General features: G+C 57.0%; 24 protein-coding genes. 12 read left to right on the top strand and 12 right to left on the bottom strand.

Annotation, left to right across the window (positions count from 1 at the left end):
- Positions 1-55 precede the first annotated feature (55 nt).
- The gene (locus CU100_RS12920) at positions 56-2,215 is read left to right on the top strand and encodes a mechanosensitive ion channel family protein (protein WP_106716939.1); all 2,160 of its coding nucleotides are present in this window, start codon (positions 56-58) and stop codon (positions 2,213-2,215) included.
- Here CU100_RS12920 and CU100_RS12915 read toward each other — a convergent pair.
- The 4 genes from CU100_RS12915 to CU100_RS12900 form a co-directional block, all read right to left on the bottom strand.
- Positions 2,212-3,501: an O-antigen ligase family protein gene (locus CU100_RS12915; protein WP_106716938.1), complete on the bottom strand. Its 1,290-nt coding sequence runs from the start codon at positions 3,499-3,501 to the stop codon at positions 2,212-2,214. The genes CU100_RS12920 and CU100_RS12915 overlap by 4 nt on opposite strands.
- On the bottom strand, positions 3,498-5,039 hold the full coding sequence (locus tag CU100_RS12910) for an undecaprenyl-phosphate glucose phosphotransferase (RefSeq protein ID WP_106716937.1): 1,542 nt from the start codon (positions 5,037-5,039) through the stop codon (positions 3,498-3,500). The genes CU100_RS12915 and CU100_RS12910 overlap by 4 nt, the downstream gene beginning before the upstream one ends.
- Positions 5,040-5,102: 63 nt before the next feature.
- Positions 5,103-6,224 (bottom strand): glycosyltransferase family 4 protein, encoded by a 1,122-nt coding sequence (locus CU100_RS12905; RefSeq protein ID WP_106716936.1) that lies wholly within the window; start codon positions 6,222-6,224, stop codon positions 5,103-5,105.
- A 9-nt stretch (positions 6,225-6,233) separates the two neighbouring features.
- Complete coding sequence (locus CU100_RS12900) at positions 6,234-6,800, bottom strand: polysaccharide biosynthesis/export family protein (RefSeq protein WP_106716935.1); 567 nt, start codon at positions 6,798-6,800, stop codon at positions 6,234-6,236.
- Positions 6,801-6,996: 196 nt separating this feature from the next.
- Between CU100_RS12900 and CU100_RS12895 the strand changes: the two genes are divergently transcribed.
- Positions 6,997-9,219, top strand: coding sequence for a GumC family protein (locus CU100_RS12895; protein WP_106716934.1), 2,223 nt, complete (start codon positions 6,997-6,999; stop codon positions 9,217-9,219).
- On the opposite strand, the gene CU100_RS12890 is transcribed toward CU100_RS12895, so the two are convergent.
- A complete protein-coding gene (locus tag CU100_RS12890; protein WP_106716933.1) occupies positions 9,216-10,346 on the bottom strand; it encodes a GNAT family N-acetyltransferase in 1,131 nt (376 codons plus the stop codon). The two genes, CU100_RS12895 and CU100_RS12890, sit on opposite strands and share 4 nt — an antisense overlap.
- 167 nt (positions 10,347-10,513) lie before the next feature.
- Here CU100_RS12890 and CU100_RS12885 point away from each other — a divergent pair, with 167 nt between their 5' ends.
- Entirely contained in the window at positions 10,514-11,530 is a 1,017-nt protein-coding gene (locus CU100_RS12885) for a polysaccharide deacetylase family protein (protein ID WP_170113810.1), read from the top strand.
- 116 nt (positions 11,531-11,646) lie between these two features.
- Here the strand turns inward: CU100_RS12885 and CU100_RS12880 are convergent, their stop codons facing one another.
- A complete protein-coding gene (locus CU100_RS12880) occupies positions 11,647-11,865 on the bottom strand; it encodes a DUF2842 domain-containing protein (RefSeq protein ID WP_106716931.1) in 219 nt (72 codons plus the stop codon).
- A gap of 167 nt (positions 11,866-12,032) precedes the next feature.
- Here CU100_RS12880 and CU100_RS12875 point away from each other — a divergent pair, with 167 nt between their 5' ends.
- Complete coding sequence (locus tag CU100_RS12875) at positions 12,033-13,130, top strand: COX15/CtaA family protein (RefSeq protein WP_106716930.1); 1,098 nt, start codon at positions 12,033-12,035, stop codon at positions 13,128-13,130.
- A 79-nt stretch (positions 13,131-13,209) separates the two neighbouring features.
- On the opposite strand, the gene CU100_RS12870 is transcribed toward CU100_RS12875, so the two are convergent.
- The 5 genes from CU100_RS12870 to rplM all read right to left on the bottom strand — a co-directional run bounded on the left by CU100_RS12870 (position 13,210) and on the right by rplM (position 17,224).
- The gene (locus tag CU100_RS12870) at positions 13,210-14,061 is read right to left on the bottom strand and encodes an aminoglycoside phosphotransferase family protein (RefSeq protein ID WP_106716929.1); all 852 of its coding nucleotides are present in this window, start codon (positions 14,059-14,061) and stop codon (positions 13,210-13,212) included.
- Complete coding sequence (gene argC / locus CU100_RS12865) at positions 14,054-14,989, bottom strand: N-acetyl-gamma-glutamyl-phosphate reductase (RefSeq protein WP_106716928.1); 936 nt, start codon at positions 14,987-14,989, stop codon at positions 14,054-14,056. The genes CU100_RS12870 and argC overlap by 8 nt, the downstream gene beginning before the upstream one ends.
- An 84-nt stretch (positions 14,990-15,073) precedes the next feature.
- A complete protein-coding gene (speB, locus tag CU100_RS12860; protein WP_106716927.1) occupies positions 15,074-16,030 on the bottom strand; it encodes an agmatinase in 957 nt (318 codons plus the stop codon).
- Between the two features lie 247 nt (positions 16,031-16,277).
- Positions 16,278-16,757: a 30S ribosomal protein S9 gene (gene rpsI / locus CU100_RS12855; RefSeq protein WP_106716926.1), complete on the bottom strand. Its 480-nt coding sequence runs from the start codon at positions 16,755-16,757 to the stop codon at positions 16,278-16,280.
- A gap of 2 nt (positions 16,758-16,759) precedes the next feature.
- Positions 16,760-17,224 (bottom strand): 50S ribosomal protein L13, encoded by a 465-nt coding sequence (rplM, locus tag CU100_RS12850; protein ID WP_106716925.1) that lies wholly within the window; start codon positions 17,222-17,224, stop codon positions 16,760-16,762.
- 462 nt (positions 17,225-17,686) lie between these two features.
- On the opposite strand from rplM, the gene CU100_RS12845 reads away from it, so the two are divergent.
- Positions 17,687-19,576: a S10 family serine carboxypeptidase-like protein gene (locus tag CU100_RS12845; RefSeq protein ID WP_106716924.1), complete on the top strand. Its 1,890-nt coding sequence runs from the start codon at positions 17,687-17,689 to the stop codon at positions 19,574-19,576.
- 29 nt (positions 19,577-19,605) lie between these two features.
- Entirely contained in the window at positions 19,606-20,040 is a 435-nt protein-coding gene (locus tag CU100_RS12840; RefSeq protein ID WP_146141842.1) for a hypothetical protein, read from the top strand.
- Positions 20,041-20,048: 8 nt separating this feature from the next.
- On the opposite strand, the gene CU100_RS12835 is transcribed toward CU100_RS12840, so the two are convergent.
- Positions 20,049-20,471, bottom strand: coding sequence for a PaaI family thioesterase (locus tag CU100_RS12835; protein WP_106716922.1), 423 nt, complete (start codon positions 20,469-20,471; stop codon positions 20,049-20,051).
- 90 nt (positions 20,472-20,561) lie between these two features.
- Between CU100_RS12835 and CU100_RS12830 the strand changes: the two genes are divergently transcribed.
- The 6 genes from CU100_RS12830 to clpX all read left to right on the top strand — a co-directional run bounded on the left by CU100_RS12830 (position 20,562) and on the right by clpX (position 25,876).
- Positions 20,562-21,110: a hypothetical protein gene (locus CU100_RS12830; protein ID WP_106716921.1), complete on the top strand. Its 549-nt coding sequence runs from the start codon at positions 20,562-20,564 to the stop codon at positions 21,108-21,110.
- A gap of 18 nt (positions 21,111-21,128) precedes the next feature.
- Positions 21,129-21,566, top strand: coding sequence for a CoA-binding protein (locus tag CU100_RS12825; protein ID WP_106716920.1), 438 nt, complete (start codon positions 21,129-21,131; stop codon positions 21,564-21,566).
- 239 nt (positions 21,567-21,805) lie between these two features.
- The gene (locus CU100_RS12820; protein ID WP_106716919.1) at positions 21,806-23,092 is read left to right on the top strand and encodes an O-acetylhomoserine aminocarboxypropyltransferase; all 1,287 of its coding nucleotides are present in this window, start codon (positions 21,806-21,808) and stop codon (positions 23,090-23,092) included.
- 4 nt (positions 23,093-23,096) lie between these two features.
- Positions 23,097-23,441, top strand: a complete 345-nt coding sequence (locus tag CU100_RS12815; protein WP_106716918.1) for a cupin domain-containing protein — start codon at positions 23,097-23,099, stop codon at positions 23,439-23,441.
- 319 nt (positions 23,442-23,760) lie between these two features.
- Complete coding sequence (locus CU100_RS12810; protein WP_106716917.1) at positions 23,761-24,390, top strand: ATP-dependent Clp protease proteolytic subunit; 630 nt, start codon at positions 23,761-23,763, stop codon at positions 24,388-24,390.
- Positions 24,391-24,601: 211 nt separating this feature from the next.
- Positions 24,602-25,876, top strand: a complete 1,275-nt coding sequence (clpX, locus tag CU100_RS12805; protein ID WP_008120789.1) for an ATP-dependent Clp protease ATP-binding subunit ClpX — start codon at positions 24,602-24,604, stop codon at positions 25,874-25,876.
- Positions 25,877-26,150: the final 274 nt, after the last annotated feature.

The raw sequence follows: 26,150 nt of genomic DNA, 5'->3' as shown, positions 1-26,150 counted from the left end.
CAGGGCAGTATTTTGCAGGCATAATCCGTGCGAAAGTCTGTCAGGGGGCAAACGCATGAGTTCTATCGTGTTTCGGGCAGTGGCCGCAAACCTGCGTGTCTTTCTCGCGGTGAGTGCCCTCGCGTTCCTTGCTCTTGCAGCCGTGTCGTTTGCACAGACCCCGTCCACCGAGGCACCACCGCAAAAAGTCGAGCAGCTCTTGAAACTTCTCGACGATCCCGAAGTCAAAGCGTGGATCGCAAAGAAGAACGCACCACAACCGGAAATGCAGATGGGAGCGTCGGCGAACGACTTCATGCGCTGGTCCGAGGCCGTACGGGGGCATCTGCGCGGCTTGCGGCAAGCCGTGCCCGCCGTGCCGGTGGAGATGAAAGGCGCTCGCGACACCATCATGACCGAAATCAACGGGCATCGGCCGGGAGCGGTTCTCCTCCTGTTCATTGCCTTGGCGGCGCTCGGTTTTGGTGCTGAATTCATCTTCCGCACCCTGGTCAGCCGGACAGGGCGGCGCAATGCCGTGCGCGCAGCGGCGGATAACCAGGCCTTGCCTGCGCGGCATCACGTCGTAGGCAGATCGATATTCCTTGGCGTTGCGCCGCTGGTGGTGTTTGCCGTAGCCAGTCTCGGGATCTTTCTTTCCTTCACCTGGCCGCCGCTCCTGGCGCGATTGGTGCTTCCAATGCTCGTGGCTCTGATTGCATGGCGCGTGATCATGCGTTGTGCCGCTGTCGTACTTGGCACGGGTCAGCGCGCCAAAAGCGCAAACGAACCGGATAGAATGCGGCTGATCCCGATGGATGATGCCAATGCCGTGTTCTGGCATCGGCGCGTCGCCCTGTTCTCTGCCATATTCTTTATTGGCTGGGCGGCAGCGGGATTGATGACGGCGCTGAACTTTACGCCCAATGTCAGAAGCCTGCTTGTCTATATTATTGGCCTTGGATTGTTGGCCGTGGCCATTGAAACCGTGTGGAATCGTCCGGCGTCGCCAGCCACTGCCCGGATACACCAGGCGAAGGAATGGATGCTTACATTCTACCTTTGCCTGTTGTGGCTGCTTTGGGTTGCCGGTACCCCGTTGCTCCTGTGGATCGGCATCTATGCCTTGGTGATTCCGCCCGTCCTGAGAACGACAAGCACGATCATGAAATCGTCCTTCGCCGGCTCCGAGAGCGCGGACAAGGCTCGAAACGTCGTCTACGAGGTTCTTGTCGAGCGTGGCGTGCGTGCGATCATCATCGCGCTTGCCGTAACGTGGCTCGCCGTCGTCTTCCACTATCATTCGAGCATGATGATGGGCGACGAGAACGTCAATCGCATCATCCGCGGGGTGCTTGGCGGCATCGTCATCCTGCTCGGTGCCGATCTGATCTGGCACATGATCAAAAGCTACATCAACCGGCGTATCGAGCGTGCCCGTCTTACGGCGGGTGACGAGGCGGAGCTTGCCCGCAGCGGACGGCTGCAAACTCTGCTGCCCATCCTGAGGAATTTCCTCGCCGCCCTCATTGGCGCTATTGCGATCATGATGTTTCTGTCAGGACTGGGTGTTGAAATCGGGCCGCTCATCGCGGGCGCCGGTATTTTTGGTGTGGCCATCGGCTTCGGCTCGCAGACGCTGGTGAAGGATGTCATCAGCGGCATCTTCTACATGATGGACGATGCTTTCCGCGTTGGCGAATATATCCAGAGCGGCAGCTACAAGGGCACGGTCGAATCGTTCAGCATCCGGTCGGTGAAATTGCGCCATCATCGCGGACCGATTTTCACGGTTCCATTCGGCTCGCTCGGCGCCGTGCAGAACATGAGCCGCGACTGGGTCATCGACAAGTTCCTGATTTCAGTCAACTACGACACTGATATCGCCAAGGTCAAAAAACTGGTCAAGGTGGTCGGTGCAGAACTGCTCGCAGATGAGGAACTCGGACCTCACATCATCGAGACCGTCAAGATGAAGGGTGTGGAGGCCTTTGGCGACTATGGTATCAATTTGAGCTTCGCCATGATGACGAAGCCCGGCCATCAATCGACGATCAGGCGGCGTGCCTATGCGATGATTCGGGAGTCCTTTGGAGCCAATGGCATCGGCTTTGCTTCCCCGACCGTCCAGGTTGCCGGCAATGAGGATCACGCGGCAAGCGCCGCGGCTGCAGCCACGAATGATGCGATGGCACGGAAAAAGGCTGCCGAGGCGGCAAAATTGCAGGAGAACTAGTCTCGGCCTGGCTTTTCAGCGGCATTTGAGCTGTGCAGCAACGATCCCATCGCTGTTCGCTGGTATCGCATTTCCAGCGCAACGCAGCCCCAGATAATACCAACGATAAGCCAGAAGTGGCGCCAGTGGTCCGTGTCGATGACATTGCCGATGGCGACATGTGCCACATAGGCAAGATAGGCGCAGAGCAGGAAGGGTTGCCAGGGGCGGTCGCGAAAGAGAATGCGCAAGCCGAGGCCCAGCGTCAGCATGGTCAATGTCAGATAGCTGACAAAGCCGATCCAGCCATAATCGAGGGCGGCCTTCAACCAGATATTATGCGTGTCCTCGCCGAAAACGGGTCCGAATTCCAGAGGACCGATACCGAGCGGATGATCGATCGACATGAGCATGCCGTACCAGTGCCGGGCGAAACGCCCGAATTGGGCGTTGTCATAGTCCTGCACGAGTTGCGCGCGCGCCGTGAAAAGGTCGGCGACGCTTGGGATTTGCAGGGCAACGACCACCGCGAGGAGTACGAAAACAAAGGCGAGGCCAGCCATGAGGATGATCCTCGCCCGGAACACCGGATCCGGATTGCGGATGAAGAGCAGCAGTGCAAGCCCGGCAATGATCAGGGCAGCCATGCCCCATGCCGCGCGGGAGAATGACAGAAAGATCCCGAGCGTCAATATGAGTATCGGGATCAGCCGCAGCGGTAGCGCGCGAATATTGCCGACGAGTACCCCATGGACCAGCCATGCGAGGGGGAGCATGAGGAAGGGACCGAACACGTTTGGGTCCTGAAAAGCACCCATCGCGCGGCCGTAGCGCGTGAAAAGCCCGGCGCCGGGGAAAGCATCGAAATACCCCAGGATGCCCAGCAGCGAGGTTGCGACGGCGCCCAGTATGTAGGCCTTGAACATGACCGGGAGGATGCGGTGATCGGCGTCGATGATGGCCGCGAAGAACACGGCTGTGAAGCCGAGGAAGAGCGAAACGGCGATATACATCGGCGCTGTCTTCAGATCGGGCATTTGCGCCATGGAGACGAGACCGCCAATATTGAAGATCACCAGAATGGCAAGGAGGGCCGCAACAGCAGCCGACAACCGCAATCCGAACAGCGCCCACACGCCGATGAGTCCTGCCATATAAAGTTCATAAGGGGCGGGCTCATCGATGACAAAACCGCTCAGGAACACGCCGAGCCCCACGGCAAAAGTCGAAATCAACCGGATCAGTGCACGGTTTTTCGCGGCGTGATCGACGCTTGCCCGCCGTGCCTGATAAGTCGCGGCGCTCAATAGGCGTTATCCGTGTTGAGGAGGCGCACCGGCGTCAGGAACAGGATCTTCAAGTCGAACCACAGCGACCAGTTCTCGATGTAGTAAAGATCGAATTCCGTGCGCATCCGGATCTTTTCGTCCGTATCGACTTCGCCGCGCCAGCCATTGATCTGCGCCCAGCCGGTAACGCCGGGTTTCACTCTATGCCGCGCGAAATACCCGTCTACAACCTCATTGTAGAGCAGATTGTGCGTATGCGCAGCGATCGCGTGCGGCCGCGGCCCGACGAGCGACAGCGTCCCCATCAGCGAATTGAAGAACTGCGGCAGTTCGTCGATCGATGTCTTGCGGATGAACCGCCCGACGCGGGTGACGCGAGGGTCGTTCTTCACCACCGCGTTGCGTGCCGTCGGGTCGCACATTTCGGTAAACATCGAGCGGAATTTCCACACTTCGATGACCTCATTGTTGAAGCCGTGCCGAAGCTGCTTGAAGATTACCGGACCCTTGCTCTCCAGCTTGATGGCGATGGCGGTGGCGATGATGACGGGGCTGAAAACCACGAGGCCGAACACGCTGAAAAAAATGTCGAAGGCCCGCTTCGCCACTGAATCCCAATCGTTGATCGGCTTGTCGAACAGGTCGATCATCGCGATCGAGCCGATATAGGAATAGGCGCGCGGGCGGAACTGCAAATGGTTGTTGTGCGCCGACAAGCGGATATCGACTGGCAGTACCCAAAGCTTCTTCAACAGCGACAGCACCCGCTCTTCCGCGGTGATCGGCAGGGCGACGATCAGCATGTCGATTTGCGCGATGCGAGCAAATTCAATCAGTTCGGAGATGTTGCCGAGCTTGGGATAACCGGCAACGACTGGCGGCGATCGCTTGGCATCGCGGTCGTCGAAGACGCCGCAAATGCGGATATCATTATAGGGCTGCTGTTCGATCGACCGGATAAGGTCTTCAGCCGGCTTGCCGCCGCCGACGATCACTGCACGCCGTTCCATCTTGCCATTGCGAGCCCAGCGCCGTATCAGGCGCGACATCACCACGCGGAAGACAACGAATGCGACCAGTCCGGACGCGTACCAGGCGCCAAACCAGACGCGCGAATAATCTTCCGATATCTTGAGAAAAAATGCCGCGAGCGACATGAGCGCGAACGCGCCGGACCAGACGAGTACAAGTTTGCCGAATTTGCTGAATGGATCGCGCATGACGGCAAGCTGATAACTGTCCGTGAGCTCAAGAAGCATGATTGTCACCACCGCCGTCGCGAGGATAGCCAGCGAATAATGAGCGAAGGTGGATGCGGAGGCGCCGACATAAATGATGAACACGGCGATGCCGGCAACCAGGATGATCAGAAACTCGATGATCCGCATGATGCCGCTGATCATGACAGGCGAATTGGTGTCCTTGGCATATTGCGAGGCGATCTGATAAGCGACCGGGCTCAGCGTAGGCTTCTTGCCATCGGATTTCGCCATGTCGGGCGCAAGGTTGCGAACAACCTCACGCGAAAGCTTCGATTCCGCTTTTCTGTCTGTCATGCTGCACCCGATTTTCCCGAACGGCCGACGATAACACTTATGAGCTAAGAAAGGCTTAGGGATCTAGGAGTCAAGCGCCGCGAAATACTCGGCCTCCAGTTGTGCAGCCATGGCCTCGACACTGAACTTCAGCTTGAGTACTTCGAGTGTCGGAAGTGTTTGCTTGAATGCTGCGATATCGTCGATGACCGCTGCCATTTTGCTGGCGAGATCATTGGCTTCGGGCATTACCAGGGCCGGCGATGCATCGCCCAATATTTCCGGTATGCCGCCAACGCGGCTGGCGATGATCGGCATGCCGGCCGCAAGCGCTTCGATAACGATATAGGGCAGGGCTTCTGCGCGGGAGGGGATGACGACGACCCTCGCGAGCCGGAATGCCTCATGGGCCTTCATCGGCATGAGAAAGCGCGTGCCCGAGTCCGCCTGTCTGGTAAGCGCCGGCCGGTCCTTGCCGTCTCCGACCATGACGGCGGTAAGCTTCCGGCCGGTGATGGCGGAGGCCTTTTCCAGCGCGGCGATAAAGATATCGGGACCTTTCAACACCCGCATCTCCCCGATGAAAAGGAAGTCGGCAGCGTCACCCCGGGTTATCGCAGGGTCAAACTCGCTGTCCGCCAGTCCGTTATAAATCAGCGCAAATCCACAGCGCGGCACACCGACCTTTTTGGCGTAGACATTTTGTTCGAAGCCGGAGACGAAGATGATCCTGTCCGTCATCTTCTCCATTGTGCGTTCGACCCGGAAGATCACACGCCCCTCCAGGCTTGCGGGATCGTAGTGAAGGCTGCCGCCATGCGGAGAGTAAAAGCGGGCGACGCGAAAACCGGATAACCGTAGCCACGATCCGAAAACGCGCGCATAGGTGCCACCCTTGGCACCGTGACCATGCAGGATGTCCGGTTGCTGTTTCCTTATGATGTTGTAGGTGCGAATGGCAGCCAGCACGTCGCCCGGGCCGATCTGCCGCTGCATGGCGATACGCTCGAGACCGAGTTGCAGCTTGCCGCGAAGATCGGCGAGCAGCGCTTCCGCAAATTCGCCTCCGGTGGACGAGTCGCAGATCACGCCCACCTTGTGGCCGGCTTTGATCTGGGCATCGATCAGATCGCGCACATGGCGAAAGATACCTCCGACCGGCGCGCGAAAACAGTGAACGATGCGAAGGGAGCGCTTGTCCTCCATTTCCCGCTATCAGAAAAAGCGCTCGCGCACATAAATCGTGTCGCCGGGCAGAACCTGATCGGAAATGGTAACGCGGCCGGTCAGGCTTTCGCCGTTGAACTGCCGTGTGATATCCACGTCGCTCTGTTGGGCCCGCGGCGTAAACCCGCCCGCCGCCGCGATGGCTTTTTGCGCGGTCATGCCGGGAACGTAGGAATATTGCCCGGCCGCCCCGACTTCGCCCATGATGAAGACCGGACGATAGCGATCGATTTCAACCGCCACGTCCGGATCGCGCAGGTAACCCTTGCGCAGCTTCGCCGCCACTTCCTTCTCGATCTGCTGGATTGTCTTGCCGCGGGCAGGGACGCTGCCGATGAGTGGGATTGAGATATAGCCCGCCTGATCGACGCTATATGTGTTGGTGATGCCCTCCTGTTCGAACACCGTCAGGCGGATGCGGTCGCCCGCATCCAGCATATAGGGCTTGTTGATCGCTTCGTTGAATGCAGGCGGAGCCGGCCGGTAACTGGCGCATCCACCCAGCGTCACGGAAACAACGCCGATTGCCACCAGAAATATCTGCTTGCTGAACACGTCACGAACCCTAACAAATGTTGCGGAGGAGTTTCCCGATTCTTTGGCGGATTATCGGTTCATTAAGGTTAATGGCTGGTAAAGTTCACATCGGACGCCGGCGTCATTACACGCGGCGGTTGAGTACTACAACCTCTTAACCCGGTGGTTACCATAGGTCTTTACCATTATACCATTCGTAGTGGAGTGTTCTGGAATGCCCGCGAGTTCTGTCGGAAACGATGTTGACATTGATATAGGCGCGTTGTTTGCCAGCCTGTGGCGCAACAAGCTGCGCATACTTGTCGGCTCGCTGCTTCTGACCGCGCTGGCGTTCCTCCTCCTGTCGCTGGTTGCCCCGAAATATCGCGCCGAGACCCGCATCCTCATAGAAACTGGCGAATCCGTGTTTACCCGCCCTGCAAACCAGCAGGCGGATGATCGGCCCGTGCTCGATCAGGAGGGGATAAAGAGCCAGGTCGAACTCATCGGGTCCTCCGATCTTCTGAAGCGGGTCATAGCCAGGCTTGACCTTGCCAAAAACCCGGAGCTTTCCGCCGGTGCTGAACCGTCCGTTTTGTCGCGCCTGTTCGGCGCGGTGGGTATTGGCAAGAACCCGGACGAAGATGCGCGCGACGACTATATCCTCCAGTCAGTCCGCGACCGCCTGCTTGTATACAACGTTGCGGCTTCGCGCGTCATCGTCATTCAGTTCTCGTCGAAGGATGCGGCGCTCAGCGCCTCGATAGCCAATGCCATCGCTGACGAATATGTCGCAACGCAGCAACTGGCGAAATCCAGGTCCAACACCGATGCCGCGGGCTGGCTGCAGCCCGAGATCGCGGACCTCAGCAAGCGTGTCAAGGAAGCCGAGGCGAAGGTGGCGGCATATCGCAGTTCGTCAGACCTCCTGATCGGGCAGAACAATGCCGTGCTCGCCACGCAGCAGCTGTCGGAGCTTTCCTCCGAACTGTCGCGTGTACGGGCCAACAGGGCGGCAAGCGAGGCGAGCGCGGAGAGTGTTCGCGCCGCCTTGGCAAAAGGCGCGCCTGTGGAAACGCTCCCGGCTGTCATGGCCTCTCCGCTGATCCAACGCCTGCGCGAACGCCAGGTCCAGCTCAATAATGATATTGCCGACCTGTCGGCATCCTTGCTTAGCGGCCATCCCCGCATCCGGGCGTTGCGTTCGCAACTCGCCGATCTCAACAACCAGATAAGGCTTGAAGCACGAAAAGTGCTGGGAAGCCTTGAAAACGAGGCGGAAACCGCGCGCTTGCGCGAAAGCCAATTGACCAGTTCCCTCAATGAATTGAAGGCGCAGGCTTCCAAGGCAGGTGAGGAGGAGGTCGAGCTGCGCGCGCTGGAGCGTGAGGCCACCGCGCAACGGCAATTGCTCGAATCCTATCTGACGCGCTATCGCGAAGCGTCTTCCCGCACCGACCGTGGCTATTTGCCGGCCGATGCGCGTATCTTTTCCCGCGCCGACCGGCCAATCGAGCCATATTTTCCAAAAAAGATACCGATGACTGTCGCGGCCTTCGTTGCGTCGCTGCTGCTGCTCAGCATTGTGACGCTGCTGCGCGCCCTGTTCAGTGGTCAGGCGCTGCGACCGGCCTATCCGCAGCCGGCCACGGAAGTGCTGCTATCTGAAGGAGCCGCAGCCCCCGCACCGGTTGACCCTGCCGCCGAGCCGGCAAGGACAGAGACCGAGAACACCCCATCGCTTGCCGCCTCTATCCCTGCAGCATTCGAAGAAGAAATCCTCTCAAAGGACAAAGTGCCATCGGCGCAATTCGCTGCGCCAGCCGCTGATTTACCAGCCACGGACGCTCCCGTTGCCGATCATTCCGGCATAGCCAATGTCGCGGCGCGCTTGATGGCGAGCGGTGCCGCGCGCGCGGTTGTTGTCTCGCCCGAGGGCGATGAAGCCTCCGCGCTGACAATCCTGCTCGTGCGCGAACTGGCCGACCGCGGTGTCCGCGTCATTCTCGTCGACATGACAGGTTCGGGCGAGATCGGACGTTCCATGCTCGAAGACAAGAACCTGCCCGGCATCACCGATCTTCTCGTATCCGAAAAGCACTTCAGCGATGTCATTCACCCCGATCATTATTCGCAGGCTGAACTCATCCCCCTCGGCAACCACGATCCGGCCAAGGCAATGCAGTCGGTGGGCCGTCTTCCGATGATTCTCAATGCCTTGCAGTCGGCCTACGATCTTGTCGTTGTCGATGCGGGACCCGCGACCGTCGTTGAACTGAAGCACCTGCTGGCGGATGGGACAGAGCTTATCCTGGGCCTTGTCGATCCCGATGATCCTGATGTGGCGGCGACTGCGAAAGCGGTCTACGACGCGAAGCTGCTCCAGCCCGAATTGCTGACGCCTTTCGACAATGGAGAGCTGCGCCTCGATTCCGGCAGGATTGTCCGGTCTGCCTAGCGTTTTCCGAAAAGACGCGAACGGGCCTTCTTTACCGTTGCCCAGACCTTCTCGTTCTTCTTGATGCTACGGACGAGACTGCCGCGCGCGCCGAGATAGGCTGACAGCAGGCGTCCCTTGGCCGTCAGAGCGACATCCGTATCGTAGCTGGGCACCTCGAGGTCGGCCCAGCTGCGTTTGTAGGGCTCATCACCGATGCCGAAGCTGTAGACCGCAAGCCCGCTTTTGCAACTATCCTGAATGTCTTCGAAGAACAGGAACTCGCCGGGGCTGGCACTGACGAGCTCATCCTCCGTAATGCCTATGAAATCGATGAAGGTTTGGGTTTTCGCGTAGGATTTCCCGAGTATTGCCCGATATTGTCCGGCGACTTCAAGCGCCTTCAGCTGAAAACGCGGGGCTGCGGACTGGGCTTCGCGTGCAAACAATTGCTTGAAAAACTCCATGGTACCGGCTGGTTCATAAGTGTTCTTGATACCGGCCTTCGCAAGCCGCATTGCCTTGCACTCGAAGTATTTCTCGAGCATGGCGCTGGTCTGCGCCTGCGTGGTCGCGGTGACGATACGGTATCCTCCGGCTTCTTCGAATCGCCTTGTATTCTGCCGGTGCTTCTTCTTTTTCCGCTTCGAGTTGCTGCGGCCGAGTATGTTGTCGAAACTGTCTTCAAGCGTGATGCCAAGGCTGACATTGGCGTTCTCGCGGCTCGGAAGCTGCATCATGGGATTGGCTTTGCCATCGAGATCGCCAAGCTGCCGGGCCAGCGACACGAGATCGATATCGGGTCGCGCTTCATGCAATGCGTCGAAAACCGCACGAAGTTCAGCCGCCTTGACCTGTGCATTAAAGGATATGGCCGGAAAGTTGCAATTGGCGTGCGGCCCGCCGGGAAACACGGCAACCTTGAAAAGCCCTTTCCTGACAATCTCCAGTGGCAGCAGAAAAACAGGCCTGTCTTCTTCATGGATCGCTGCGACTATGCAGTCGGCGTTGACGCATGACTGCCAATAGGAAAACCAGTTTGCGGTTTGCGCGGGACTGGCAAGAAAATCTTCACCGAGCTCGCGCCACTTTGCTTCGGCCTCAAGCGGGTCTGCAATTATCTTTGGTCGTTGTGAAGTAATGGACATTCGTGCGTTCCAGGGAGGAGGTGCGAAAGGCGGCGAGGTCTTGTTGATCAACGATATATAAACGTTTAAGTCGCATGACTTGATGAACAGATTCCTCCGAATATTTTGAAATAGCGCGAATTGGTGAAGGAATGGTCCACGCGGCCGACTTGGTACGAAAAGCTGTGATGAGACTAGCTTGGCACAGTGGGTTCGCGTCGGGCGCGCGGGATCGTTTCGGCGGGCTGGGCTCAATCGTTATGTTGCACCGGGTCCGTCCTGATTGTATAAGCCCGCTTGGGGTCAACCGCTCACTGGCAATCACGCCAGCCTTTCTCGAACAGATCATCGTATCGCTCAAATCCGAGGGCACGGAGGTCGTCTCCATGGATGAGATGGCGGAGCGGGTCAAGTCGGGTTTGGCTGGCAAACGGCGTTTCGTGGCCATCACGCTGGACGACGGCTACAACGACAATTTAACTCACGCCTATCCGGTTTTCCAGAAACACAATGTGCCGTTCACGATCTATGCAGCGCCGGGTCTCATTGAAGGAGCCGCAGTGCTTTGGTGGGAGATCGCCGAGAAGCTCATCGCCAAGGCGGGTATCCTGAGTATCCCGGGAGGGCCCGAATGGCGCTGCGGAACGCTTCATCAGAAGCGCGCGGCCTTTCATTCGCTCATGCGTTACTTCTCGATCAACCTGACCGAGCTGGAACAATTGCCCGTCCTTCGCGAAATGTGCGCGCAACAGGGCATGATGTGCGGCGTTCCGTCCGATCAGGACGTGATGAACTGGAAAGAGCTACGCCAGATTGCCGCCGATCCGCTGTGCACGATTGGCGCCCATACGGTTCATCATTATAACCTGAAGAAGCTGAGCCCTGATATGGTTGCGTGGGAAATGCGGTTGTCTGCCGATATGCTTGAGGACAGGCTCGGTAAGCGGCCCATGCATTTTGCCTATCCCTACGGATCGGCGAGAGCTGCCGGTAGGCGCGAAGCCGATATAGCCGCCGCGGAAGGCTTCGTTTCGGCGGTCACGACGCGCCACGGGACAATCCACGGCGAACACCGGGCCAATATGTGGGCCCTGCCGCGCATCTCCATCAATGGCCGTTTTCAAAAGCTCGTCTATGCGAGAACCATGATGAGCGGCGTGACGACGCCAATCGCCAATGCGGGCAGGCGGGTAGTCCAGGCCTAAAAAGATCTCATGAATTCAGCATGATGAGGTAGCTGGTGCGGCTTTCGAGAACCGGAGCGCAGTGGACATTCTAGTCCATGAGCACCGAAAGCGCAGAAAGTCGCATCAGATGCCCATCAGGGTGAATTCTTCTTCGGCGCCTTTTCCATCCAGCTGATGATGAACATCGCCGGTACGACCCAAAGGAATCCAGTCCCGAAGAAGTAGAGCAGGTGAATCCACGGACCGGAATTGCCAAGCAGCGCAACGGCAAAGATCGTCGCAACGATCGCGTAAATGCATACGAGCGTCACGAGCAGAAATGTTCCAATGAGTTTCTTCAGCCTTACAGGCATGGCGTGATCCAATTTCCAGCTTCGAGCCATCCTCTATCCGCTTAACCCCTCTAGGCAAAGCGAAAAGAGCCTGCTTGCGCCATAAACGCGACGGCGTGTCGCGTGGTGCATTCTTGTATCGGATGAGCTTATGCTGCACCTATCTGCGCAATCAAGGAGCGTTCTTCATGGCTGCCAACACACTCACCCAAGGCGTCATCGCCTCGGCCCGCGACCGCGAAGCGCGAAATCGCCACTATATCCGTATCTGGCTTTATCTCGTGTTGATCGTGTTGGCATCCATCGTGCTTGTAGGCGGCGCAACGCGCATGACCGGCTCCGGCCTCTCCATCACCGAATGGAAGCCCATCCACGGCATTATCCCGCCGCTCAATCATGATCAGTGGATTGAGGAGTTCGATAAATACAGGCAAATCCCGCAATATCAGCAGCTGAACAAAGGCATGAGCCTCGGCGAATTCCAGCAGATATTCTGGTGGGAATGGGCGCATCGTTTTCTCGCACGCGGGGTCGGGTTTCTCGTCGCCGTGCCGCTCGCGTTCTTCTGGCTCACCGGCAGGCTGGAGCAGCGCCTGAAGCCGCGCATGATCTTCATTCTGGCGCTGGGCGCCTTGCAGGGTGCGGTCGGCTGGTGGATGGTCGCATCCGGGCTTGTCGACCGGGTCGATGTCAGCCAATACCGCCTCGCCACCCATCTCACGCTCGCCTGCATCATCTTTGCGGCTGTGATGTATGTGGCGCGTGGCCTCGCGGTCTATTCCGAAGCACCCGCCAATCGCCGGATCCAGCGCTTCGCCGGTTGGTTCGTGCTATTGGTGTTTATCCAGATTTACCTCGGTGCCCTGGTCGCCGGCCTCGATGCAGGCCTGAGCTACAATACATGGCCGCTGATGGACGGGTCTATCATCCCCGGTGGTCTCTTTGCCATCCAGCCGATCTGGCACAACTTTTTCGAGAATCCCAAAATGGTGCAATTCGTGCATCGCTGCTTTGCCTATTTTGTTTTCGCCGTGGCGATCTGGCAGGCCATCTCGACGATCCGTCATTTACCCGGAACCACCCATGCACGGCGCGCCATACTTTTGGCGGCCCTGGTTGCGCTGCAGGCGGCGATTGGCATCACCACCCTCGTCATGCAGGTGCCGATAGCGCTCGGGCTGCTGCATCAATTCTTCGCCATTGTTATCCTGGGATTTGCCGTCGCCCATTGGCGCGCGACCAAGGGCGCTTATCCGCGCGAGACGGAAGTCGCGACCGAACCCTGAAGCGCCTGAAAGACGCTCCTTGACCAAGTAGACCAAAGATACCATCGGCCCGCACCTGGTTAACTTGGTCAATGCAAGTTCAAATCGTCTGGAGCACGCGCTTTATAGCCTCTGCCACGCCAATGCTGCGCTTCGACTCGTCGAGATTGCCGTCCTCGTCGTGCCACGACGCCGAGAGGCACGCATGGACCATGCCGAAGCCAAGTATGGTTGTGATATCGCGATTGAATGCATGCGAAAATGTCTGTGCCATTGAAAAGGCGCGGCTCTCGCTGGATCGCAGGTCGTCACGGTCCAGGGGATTGTAGAACATATTGGCGGCATCATACATCGGGTCTCCCATCAGTCCCTTGGGATCGATGACGAGCCAGCCGCGCTCGCCGTATAGTATGTTCTCGTGGTGCAAGTCTCCATGCAGCGGTTGAACGTCCCGCTGATCGTTCAGGAGCCTGTCGGCAAGTTCCGCCGCTTCGACGAACTGGCTCCGAACCCCACGCTTCCGGTCTCCTTCGGCTTTGGTGAAAAGGCCTGAAAACATCGTGCGCAACGGGATGAGATCCTGCGGCGCTGGTCGGCCCGTCTGTTTGGTCTGCGACAGTTCCAGGAACATTTCGACAAAGACTTGCGTCGCTGCGTCGTCGCCATGCTCGTTGAGATGATCGAGCAGCGTACGTGCGCCCGCATATTCCAGCAGAAGGTTATTACCCCGCTGCGCCAGCAAACGAATACAGCCCTTGCCGTCGTGCCATTCCAGATAGCGCGTGCCTCCGAGTTCTTCTCGCATTCCGAGCGGTGTCAGATGTTTGACGATTGCGGGCGCGCCGTCTTCCAGCCGCACCTTGACGATCCGGCTGGTGGCGGTCTCGGCGACGAGTTCGGGGGAGGAGACTTTCCACTCCGCTGGGAAAGTCTCCGCTATCGCATCAAGCATTTACGAGCATCAGGTCCAGATTCTGAACCGCAGCGCCCGAAGCGCCCTTGCCGAGATTGTCGAGGAGCGCAACGAGGTTGACCTGGCCACCGCCCTCGGTTCCGAAGACATAGAGCTTCATGATGTCCGTATCGCGCAGTTCCTCCGGATCGAGCCGCGGCAAGGCGGTGCTCTGTTCCAGCGGCACCACCTGAACGATGCTCTGACCCTCGTAATGCGCTCTCAGTGCTGCATGGATATCGGCCATTGACGGATTGCCGTCGAGGTCGCCGGTAAAGAGCGGCACCTGCACGATCATGCCTTGTGCAAATCGCCCGACACTTGGCGAAAAGATCGGCTTGCGATCGAGATGCCCATGCACCTGCAGTTCCGGCACGTGCTTGTGCTTGAGCGGCATCGCGTAAAGGAAATGATTGGCTGCAATATGATCAGGCGCATCCGGATTCTCCATCTGCGCAATCATCTGCTTGCCGCCGCCGGTATAGCCGGAGACCGCATTGACGGTGATTGGATAGTCCCCGGGTAAAATCCCGGCGTCGCGCAACGGCCGCACCAGCGAGATCGCCCCGGTGGGATAACAACCGGGATTGGCAACGAGCCGCGCATCCGCGATTTTCTGCCGCTGGCTACGGTCGAGTTCGGCGAAGCCATAGGCCCAATCGGGATGCACGCGGTGCGCGGTCGAGGTGTCGATTATCTTCGTCGAATTATGCCCTTCGAGGATTGAAACCGCCTCTTTCGACGCATCGTCCGGCAGGCAGAGAATGGCAACATCGGCATCCTTCAGAAACTGTGCCCGCAACTCCTTGTTGCGCCGCTCGGCTTCGGGAATGGAGAGCACTTCGAGATCGCTCCGGCCCGCCAGACGCGTCCGGATCTGCAAACCCGTTGTGCCGTGTTCGCCGTCGATGAAGATTTTCGGTTTCATGGGAATGCCCTTGGAAGCTTGAAATTCGGATACCTGGCTCAGTTTTCTATTGGCCTTGGCTGTACAGCAGCACTGCCAAGATCATCATCGTTTTAGCTTGGCCTTTTGCTCTGCAAGAATACCCAGATAATACATCGCGATTGTGGCGCCGGCGATGGCCGTTACGTCAGCATGATCATAGGCCGGCGCAACCTCCACCACGTCGGCACCGATGATGTTGAGCTCCGTCAGATGCCGCAGCACCGAAAGTATTTTCGCCGAGGACGGCCCGCCGGCAACCGGCGTTCCCGTGCCCGGCGCAAAAGCTGGATCCAGGCAATCGATATCGAAGGTCAGGTAAACCGGCTTGCCCGCGGTCCGCGCGACGATCTGGCTGGCGATCTCCGCCGCCGGCATTTCTTCGACCTCATAGCCATAGACGATTTTCAGGCCGCAATCTTCCGGCGCATGGGTGCGGATGCCGATCTGGATCGAATGCGCCGGATCGATTACCCCGTCGCGTGCGGCGCGCCCGACGAATGAGCCGTGGTCGATGCGTTTGCCGTCATCGTACCATGTATCCTGATGCGCATCGAACTGCACCAGCGCTACAGGACCGTGCTTGGCCGCATGGGCTTTCAGGATTGGCCAGGTGACGAAGTGATCGCCGCCGAGCGAAAGCAGGAACGCGCCGGACTTGATTATCCTTGCAGCTTCACGCTCGATCGTCGCCGGAGTCTTCTGGTGGTTGCCGTAGTCGAGCAGACAGTCGCCGTAATCGATCACAGCCAGGTCGGCGAAAAGATCGCGCTGGAACGGATATTGCGGATCATTGTCGAAGATGGCCGACGCCCGCCGCATCGCCTGTGGGCCAAACCGCGCGCCTGGCCTGTTGGAGACTGCCGAGTCGAACGGGATCCCCCAGATCACGACTTCCGCGCCAGCAAGGTTTTTGGAATAGCGCCTGCGCATGAAGGAGAGGGCGCCCGCATGGGTTGGATCAGTTGCCGCGCCGGTCAGGTTGCGCGCCGTAAAGGCGTGATCGATGGACTTCGATGGCATTGGGATTTTAAACTCCGGGGATTCCTGCATCTGCATCTGTGCGTGGTTCGACAAGCTCACCATGAGGGACATCATTGGTTGCAGTAAGCAAAGATGCAACGTTGGCGACTATCGTTGCAATCAACCCACCTCCCTCATGGTGAGCTTGTCGAACCACGCACGGCGGCGAAGCTAACTAAAACGGGATACGGCGCAACAAAAAAGCGGACCCGAAGGCCCGCTTTCTGTTCGTGTCCGTATAAAGCGATTAACGCTTCGAGAACTGGAACGAGCGGCGGGCTTTCGCCTTGCCGTACTTCTTGCGTTCGACGACGCGGCTGTCGCGTGTCAGGAAGCCGCCCTTTTTCAAAACGCCGCGCAGCGCCGGTTCGAAATAGGTGAGAGCCTTGGAAATGCCGTGACGAACGGCGCCTGCCTGGCCGGACAAACCGCCACCGGCAACGGTGGCGATGATGTCATATTGGCCGGCGCGATTGGCAGCAACGATCGGCTGCTGCAGGATCATCTGCAGAACCGGACGAGCGAAATACTTGCCGTATTCCTTTTCGTTGATGACGATCTTGCCGGAACCTGGCTTGATCCAGACGCGGGCGACCGCATCCTTGCGCTTGCCGGTTGCATAGGCACGGCCCTTGGCGTCGAGCTTCTGGACATGAACCGGTGCAGCAGCCTGCGCCGGGGCGACGGCAGACGTACCGAGTTCTGCGAGCGAGTTGAGCTCAGCCATTCTTATGCGCTCCTTTTGTTCTTGGAATTCAGCGCGCCGACGTCGAGGACTTCAGGTGCCTGAGCTTCATGTGGGTGGTTGGAACCTGCGTAAACGCGCAGGTTCTTCATCTGGCGACGTCCGAGCGGGCCGCGTGGAACCATGCGCTCCACAGCCTTTTCAACGACGCGCTCCGGAAAACGGCCTTCGAGCAGCTGACGCGCCGTGCGTTCCTTGATGCCGCCGGGATGTCCGGTGTGCCAGTAGTAAACCTTGTCGGTAAACTTCTTGCCGGTCAGCGCAACCTTGTCGGCGTTGATGATGATGACATTGTCGCCATCGTCCACGTGCGGGGTGAAGGTTGCTTTGTGCTTGCCGCGCAGGATATTGGCGACGATGGAAGCGAGACGGCCGACGACGAGACCTTCGGCGTCAATCAGGATCCACTTTTTCGTCACATCCGCCGGCTTCTGGGAGAAGGTAGCCATTTGTGTTGTCCTTGAGATCATCCTTCACATAGGAAGGCTTTTCTTGTTGCTTGGGTTGTGCGCATTCATGAAACACGCACAACAATGAAAAACGGCGGGAAGCCCCACCGCAGTCATCGGTCTCAATAAAGGCTGGGGCGTTGAACGTCAAGTGACAACGTCTGAGCCGTATAAAAAATACTCAAGTAGATACAATGGCTTGTCGTCGCGGTATTATATTACCACATAGAATTGGCTTAAAGGTTCGAGTTTTATGTAAGCAGCCTGTTTGTAATGCCGGGACGGCTCCGCAGTACCCGATCATCGCCGGGCCTTGGGGCAACCATATCGCCCACCCGCTTCCCCATGACGGCTGTGGCCCGGAGCTGATGCTGTATTCACAATTACTAGCGACTTTCGTTCAATTGCCCCGTCCTTCTGAAACTCACATAAATCGAATTTTGCTGATTTTGAGAGGCGTTGATGATTTTTAGAGTCTTTTTTCTACTCGCCCTTTTGGGGCTGGCCGCTTGTAATGACACCAAAGTTGAGGTTGCGGACCGCACATTCCCCGAATCGGTACAGGAGTCAGTTAAGCTTGGCGAGCCAGCCTTAACGGATAAGTTGGAGAGTGCGCGAAAGGAAGCGGTCGAGCTCAAGGCCAAGGGGAAGTTATTCGACGCGGCGGACAGGCTACGAACCGTTGGACTAGATGAAGAGGCCTATGCGATCTTTGCCCCCGCCGACTACAAGTTCCTGGCAAAGGATCATCCTGATCCCTCAACTCCTCAAGTAAGCGAAACTCCATCTGTCATGCGCCATTCCATGGTGCTCAATGGTAAGAAAACCTGGTTTACCGCCAAGGCCGGCCACCTCATTGCTTATGGTCAAAAGGACCAGCTGACCGGCAAGAAAGACGCAAAGGCAGCAATTTTCTACATGTCCTATACCCGCGACGACCTGCCGCGCGAAAATCGCCCCGTAACATTCTTCTTCAATGGCGGTCCGGGCTATGCGTCCATCTTCCTGCACATGGCGGCTTATGGGCCAAAGCGCATCGTCATCAACGCTCCCTATATGGCGCGAAAACTGGCGGATAATCCGTTTAAGCTCATAGATAATGAAGAGACACTGCTCGATAACAGCGATCTTGTCTTCGTCGATCCGGTCAGCGAAGGCTTTTCCACCGCGATCGCCCCGCACCGAAACCACCATTTCTCCAATGCGACGACGGATGCCGAAATCGTGCGGGATTTCGTCACCAGCTATAGCAACAAAAACAACCGGCAAAGTTCGCCCAAATATCTTCTGGGCGAATCATGGGGCAGTGCCCGTGTTTCGCTTGCGGCCTCGATGCTTGAGGAGGCAGGCACAAGCAATTACGATCCGGACCCGTCCGGACAGCCGGTAAAAGTGCTTTCGGGTGTCGTGCTTCAGTCTCCTTATCTGTCGGGAGATTCCTGCGCTTGCAACACCGGTCTGCCAACGCTTGCAATGGCTGCGGAATATTTTCAGAAACCGGAAACAAGCTGGCGGGGTGCGCGCACCCTCGATCAATATGCGGACTATATAAGGCAATTTGCCATGCAGAGGTATTTTCCTGCACTCGAGACATACAATGCTGCATTCACTGCTGCCACAGCAGCAAAGGAGGCGATCCTCGTCGAGGCAAAGAATGAAATATCCGCCAAATTTAAGGGTGGAATGGGAGTCAGCGTTGAAGGAGAAGCGTTTTCCGCAGAGACGACGGACGACGATGATGTGCAGGTGGAGCCCGCCACCTTGGCAAAATTAGAGCCGATTTTGCAGGAATTTCGCAATATTGCGGGGAACCATAGTTTATCGTGGGACGATTTCGCTTCCGGCAATATCCTGACCAACCGGCCAGCGGCGAAGAGCCTGGGTGATTACGATGCCCGGATGGCCGCCGATGACTACCAGACTGATTGGTTTGACGACACCATTCTTGGAAATGGAGTAAAAGATCTCCTCCCAGCGTTTCTAAATTATTACTCCTCCGGCGTTAAAGCGGTAAAAGATTGGCATGGAAATGACGTTCTTAGGAATGATGACTACGCAGTCACAGGCCAAGACGTATCCGCGGACGGCCTTGGCGGTGTTGCCGATCTGACATTGGCACTTGCCTTCGATCCGCGTCTGAAAATCATGGCGCTGCATGGGTATTACGACACCGTGACAACTTTCTTTGAGACCGAGAAACAGTTGCAGCAGGCGGGATTGGACAAGCGTATCCCCGTTCACGTGTTCGATGGGGGCCAAATGACCTATTACGTCGAGGCATCTCGCAAACCGGTGAAAAAAGTTTTCGATGAATTTTATCGGAATACTCCAGGAACCCCGGCGACGAATTGATCAGGCCAGCCTCAGAAACGGATTCGAAAATGAAAAAAAATTATCATCGATCATTTGGATTTATTGTCAGCACTTTCGTTGTGTTCGCACCTGTAATATCCGCGCATGCCCTTCCGGTCAGACCGGCTCCCATGCAAGGTACGATGCCGCGACAGCAAAACGTCGTGCGGATAGGGGACGGTCCGAGGTTTCCTGTGCAGAAGCAGGTCGCACAGCCGCCGGTACAAGATACGATCGATGCAAGACTGCAGGCACGGTTTGATGCGGCAACAGCGCGTTCCAACCATCTCCTGACTGCAAAAACGGCTGAAGCAGCAAGCTGGGGATTTGTTTCCTCGCATTTTGCGGAGATTGACAGGAATGCCGATGGCTATGCGACTTTGGCCGAGATTTCGGCCTTTTTGGAGGCTCGCTCACCAGCCAAGAATAAGCGTGCGGAAAAAGCCGTTCAGGTTGTTGAGTGATGGCGTGGTTAGGCTCTCGGCGGAATTGAGTAGGTCGCCGTTGCGTGAGCGACCAGCCCGAGGTCGCTTGTCATCGAAATCTCGACGACAGCCAGTCGCTTGCCCAGTTTGAGGATCGCGGCTTTCGCATTTACAGGACCAGATGGTGGCTTGCGCAGAAAGTTGATGTTGAGGTTCGTTGTCACCGCGAGTGCGACCGGCCCAATCTGCGCAAGGATCGCCAGATAGGCGGTGACGTCTGCGAGCGCGAAGAGGCTCGGACCGGAGACTGTTCCGCCGGGCCGCAAGTGCCTGTCTGACGGATCGAGCCGCATGGACGCGAAACCTTCGCCTGCGCCGGTCACCGTGAATGCAATTCCCTCCGAATTCACCTGGGGGAATTCGCGCTCCAGAAAAGAAGCCAGGGCCTTCACATCCATTGCCATCGTCATAAATCCACCCTTTGCTGTTTTCTTTACGTTTTGGCTGCTATTCTCACAGGCTCGTACTTCTGGATCGTCTTTTCAAGACGGAGGCATTTTATGAAACCGCCTGGATTGATCGCGGCGTGCTGTGTGTTCGCACTTGCCTATGCCGGAACCATCGCCACCCAGACCACGCCGCCACCGACGCAGACCGTGCAAACATTCAGCCTGCCCGAGCGGCCGGTCGCCCTGACCGAGGATACGATAAAACGCTTCCTCTTCGGTTTTGCACCCGTTGCTGCGACTGTGCGGGAACTTGACGGCAGGGGCGAGCTTGCGGAACGTACGGCGGTCCTTGATGTGAAGGCCGCTGAATATGGTTTCGCCAGTTTCGCCGATTGGGTGGATACGACCAACACGATCATGGTGACCTACCATTGGGCGATCAATCCCAATCCCCGTGCCGAAGTGGAAAAGGCCATCGCCGAGATTCCCGCCATGCCAAATCTTTCGGAACAGGAAAAATCGGATATGATCGCAGGATTGAGAGCGGGGCTCGCCAGAGTTGAGAATGCCAGACCCACGCCGGAGAACATGGCAATCGTCCAGCGTCACTTGCGTACGCTAAAGCCGTTCTATGAACTTTGGTCGGCGCCGGCGGGATAACAGGCGGACAGAGGTTTCATGCAGGATCACGATTACTATTCCGATGATTATATCCGCGATATTCTTCTCTCGGTGAAAACCATTGCCCTGACCGGCGCCTCACCCAAGGAGGTGCGGCCAAGCTATACGGTGATGCAATTTTTGCTGGCTCGCGGCTACCATGTCATCCCGGTCAATCCGGGGCAGGTGGGGCGAACCATTCTCGGTCAGAAAGTCTACGCCAAGCTTGCCGAAATTCCCGAGCGCATCGACATGGTGGATGTCTTCCGCAATTCGTCCGCCGTCGCCGGCGTGGTCGAGGAAGCCCTGGCGCTGCGACCGCTGCCGCGCGTCATCTGGACACAGCTTGGCGTATGGGACGAAACGGCAGCCAGGAAGGCGGAGAGAGCCGGGATCGAGGTCGTTATGAATCGCTGCCCCGCCATTGAGATTCCGCGACTGGGGTTTCGCTCATAGGAGCCGTTCGCGCTCTCGGCCAACTTCAAGGCGAGACCTTGTCATTTCGCACGCTGTTGTGATGAGGGATTTTGTTTCTCATACAAGAAATACCCGGTTTGGATTCAAAAGTGCAAAATTTGGCATGGGAATCTCAATTCTGGGGTGCATTTAGATTGCGCGGGGTTGCTAAACTGCGACCTTGGCTTCAGCGTGCAATTTCCTAGCCTCCATGACGAGGCTGAAACAGGAGGATAATCATGGCGCACCGAGTTCCCGGATTCGAAACATTGGCGGTGCATGCAGGCGCAAAACCTGATCCCGTGACGGGCGCTCGCGTGACGCCGATTTATCAAACGACAGCGTTCGTCTTCGAAGATTCCGACCATGCGGCATCCCTGTTTGGTCTCAAGGCTTTCGGCAATATCTACAGCCGAATCACCAATCCAACCAATGCTGTACTGGAAGAACGTGTTGCAGCGCTTGAAGGCGGGACGGCAGCACTTGCGGTTGCGTCAGGTCATGCGGCGCAATTTCTGATATTCCATGCGCTGATGCAGCCTGGGGATAACTTCGTCTCTTCCAACAAGCTTTACGGCGGTTCGATCAACCAGTTCGGACAGTCATTCAAATCATTCGATTGGCACGTGCGCTGGGCAGATGGAACCGATCCGGCAGCGTTCGCCGATCAGATCGATGACCGGACCCGCGCCATATTCGTCGAGAGTATCGCCAACCCCGGCGGCATCGTCACCGACCTCTCCGCGATCGCCGAAATCGCCCATCGGCATGGTCTCCCGCTCATCGTAGATAACACACTCGCCTCACCATATCTTATTCGCCCAGTCGACTATGGTGCTGATATCATTGTACATTCCGCCACAAAGTTTCTCGGTGGCCATGGCAATTCCATGGGCGGCATCATCGTGGATTGCGGAACTTTCGACTGGTCAAAATCCGGAAACTACCCGCTGCTGTCGCAGCCCCGTCCCGAATATAACGGCATTGTGCTGCACGAAACGTTCGGCAATTTCGCTTTTGCAATAGCCTGTCGCGTGCTTGGTCTGCGTGATCTCGGACCTGCATTGTCGCCTTTCAATGCATTCCAGATCCTGACCGGCATCGAGACGCTGCCTTTGCGCATGCAACGTCATTGCGACAACGCCATTGAGGTTGCCAAATGGCTGAAACAAAACGAAAAAGTGAGTTGGGTCAGTTATGCCGGCCTCGACGGCGATCCCTACCAGACGCTCCAACAGCGGTATTCACCCAAGGGTGCCGGCTCGGTTTTCACGTTCGGGCTAAAGGGCGGCTATGATGCCGGCGTCAAGCTTGTCGAACATCTCCAACTGTTTTCGCACCTTGCCAATCTCGGCGATACGCGTTCCCTGATCATCCATCCGGCTTCGACCACGCATAGGCAACTTAGCGACGAGCAGAAGATTGCAGCCGGCGCCGGTCCGGATGTGGTACGGCTTTCAATCGGTATCGAGAGCGTTGCGGATATTATCGCCGATCTTGATCAGGCGCTGGCAAAGGCCGGTTAAATATATGAAACAATTCATCAAAATCGACGCTGCTGGCACGAAGGTGGAACACAGCGCACCCGAGCCGGAGCGTATCATCCACGGTAATCCACAGTTCCGCACATGGAACCAAGAGGAGGCCGAAGGCGGGCTTTACGCGGGAATTTGGGAGGCCACGCCGGGTAAGTGGCGTGTTGTCTATGATGAGTGGGAATTCTGCCATATCCTGTCCGGACGGTCGATCATTACCGAAGAAGGAGGCGAGGAGCACAGTCTGGGCGAGGGCGACAGTTTCGTGTTGCGGCCGGGTTTTCGCGGTACGTGGGAGGTGCTGGAAACAACGCGCAAGGAGTATGTGATCAGGCTTTGATCGGCGACCTGTCATACAAGCTGGGACAGGTAAGTGTCCAATCCCGTTGGACAGTATGGAAAAGGCTGGAAGATTGCTTCAATAGGAGGAGCGCAAAGCGTCATGGCTTCGTTACGGGCGTTTGCTCCCGGTATCCTGCCGAACTGGTCCTTTCTTGTCCAAAAGCCGGAACTTCGCGCCAACGTCTGTTCACTTCAGACAAACGCGGGTTTTGGAACACCTTGCGGAAACGGGTGGCTACGCACTATGTATCGAAAGTGTAATCCACGAATCTGGGGTTATTTCGAACCCCATATTCACCAAACGCTGAGGCCCACCGATGAGAGACCCAATCGAAACAGCTATGAATCTCGTTCCTATGGTCGTCGAACAGACGAACCGGGGCGAGCGGGCCTATGATATCTTTTCCCGCCTGCTGAAGGAGCGTATTATCTTTATCACCGGTCCGATCGAGGACGGCATGGCGACGCTCGTTTGCGCACAGCTGCTTTTCCTGGAGTCGGAAAATCCGAAAAAAGAAATCAACATGTACATCAACTCGCCGGGTGGCGTCGTCACCTCGGGCATGGCGATTTACGATACGATGCAGTTCATCCGTCCTGCCGTGTCGACGCTTTGCTTCGGCCAGGCTGCGTCGATGGGATCGCTGCTGTTGACCGCCGGCGAAAAGGACATGCGCTTTGTTCTTCCGAATGCTCGAATAATGGTCCACCAGCCTTCCGGCGGCTTCCAGGGACAGGCGTCAGATATCGAGCGCCACGCTCAGGACATCATCAAGATGAAGCGCCGTTTGAACGAGATTTACGTCAAGCACACAGGCAGGGACTACGAGTTGATAGAACGCACTCTTGACCGCGACCACTTTATGACTGCGCAAGAATCACTCGAATTCGGCTTGGTCGACAAGGTGCTTGAGTCCCGCGCTATTCTCGAAGGCGACGGAAGGTGACCGGCTAAACCGCCCATCGGGGCCCAAAATGAAGTTTTTTTGACCCCGATGCGGACTTTCTGCCACACATGCAGCTTGCATAGAGCGGAGCAGACGTTACGTTAAGCTGATGGTTAGCTGGAAAAGCCTATTCTACGAATGACTATTCACTTCCACTTAAGGGGAGTGGCGGCTCCGGGAGAGCGGGACCGATACTGAAAGGAAAACTGCAATGAGCAAAGTCAGCAACGGCGGCGGCGATTCAAAGAATACGCTATATTGCTCGTTTTGCGGGAAGAGCCAGCACGAAGTTCGCAAGTTGATTGCGGGGCCGACTGTGTTCATCTGTGATGAATGCGTCGAATTGTGCATGGACATCATCCGCGAGGAAAACAAATCCTCGATGGTTAAATCCCGTGAAGGCGTACCGACGCCGCAGGAAATCATGGCTGTTCTTGATGATTACGTCATCGGTCAGAACCATGCCAAGCGTGTTCTCTCTGTCGCGGTTCACAACCACTACAAGCGGTTGGCCCACGCATCGAAGAACAACGAGGTCGAACTGGCGAAGTCCAACATTCTTCTTGTTGGCCCGACCGGTTGCGGCAAGACTTATCTGGCACAATCGCTGGCGCGCATCATCGACGTCCCCTTTACCATGGCGGACGCTACGACGCTGACGGAAGCCGGTTATGTGGGTGAGGATGTCGAAAATATCATCCTGAAGCTTCTGCAATCCGCCGATTACAATGTCGAGCGGGCGCAGCGTGGCATCGTCTACATCGATGAGGTCGATAAGATCAGTCGCAAGTCGGACAATCCGTCGATTACTCGCGACGTGTCGGGCGAGGGCGTGCAGCAGGCACTGCTGAAGATCATGGAGGGTACCGTTGCTTCCGTTCCGCCGCAGGGTGGCCGCAAGCATCCGCAGCAAGAATTCCTGCAAGTGGACACGACCAACATCCTGTTCATCTGCGGGGGCGCTTTCGCCGGTCTCGACAAGATCATTTCAGCCCGTGGGGAAAAAACCTCTATCGGCTTCAGCGCAGCGGTCAAAGCGCCGGACGATCGCCGGGTTGGGGCGATCTTTCGCGAACTCGAACCGGAAGACCTGTTGAAATTCGGCCTCATTCCTGAATTCGTTGGTCGTCTGCCTGTGATCGCAACACTTGAAGACCTCGACGAAGTCGCATTGGTACAGATATTGTCAGAGCCCAAGAATGCCTTGGTCAAGCAATACCAGCGACTGTTCGATATGGAAAACGTCGAGTTGACGTTCCATGAGGATGCGCTGAAGGCCATCGCCAAGCGGGCAATTGCCCGAAAGACCGGTGCACGGGGTCTGCGCTCGATCATGGAGAAGATCCTTTTGGATACGATGTACGAGCTGCCCACACTCGACGGCGTCCAGGAGGTCGTAATCTCGGGTGACGTAGTGGAGGGCAATTCAAGACCGCTCTATATCTATGCTGAACGCAAGGAAGAAAAAGGCAATGTCTCCGCTTGACGTGTCGGACATATCGCAAGGTAACGGCAAGGCTCCGCGTCTCGCGGAGCTTTTCTGTTTTCAGTTTGAACCAAAACCTGTGCACGGCATTACGAAATATTGCGCTCGGACTTTGGTGAGCGCAGGATAGATTACGATTCTGTGAATAGGCTTGGGAGGTAGGTGCTTGAAACAAGCGTGCCTCCACTCCAAGTAAGCACTAAGCTGCATAACCGGTTGTACGCCGCTCAACTAATGCCCCAAAACGGTTACGATTTGGATCAGGCATTTAACG

The sequence above is a fragment of the Phyllobacterium endophyticum genome (assembly GCF_003010935.1).
Lineage (GTDB): Bacteria > Pseudomonadota > Alphaproteobacteria > Rhizobiales > Rhizobiaceae > Phyllobacterium > Phyllobacterium endophyticum.
Note: the sequence above shows the minus strand (reverse complement) of the source record. Positions and strands in the feature narration are given on the sequence as shown.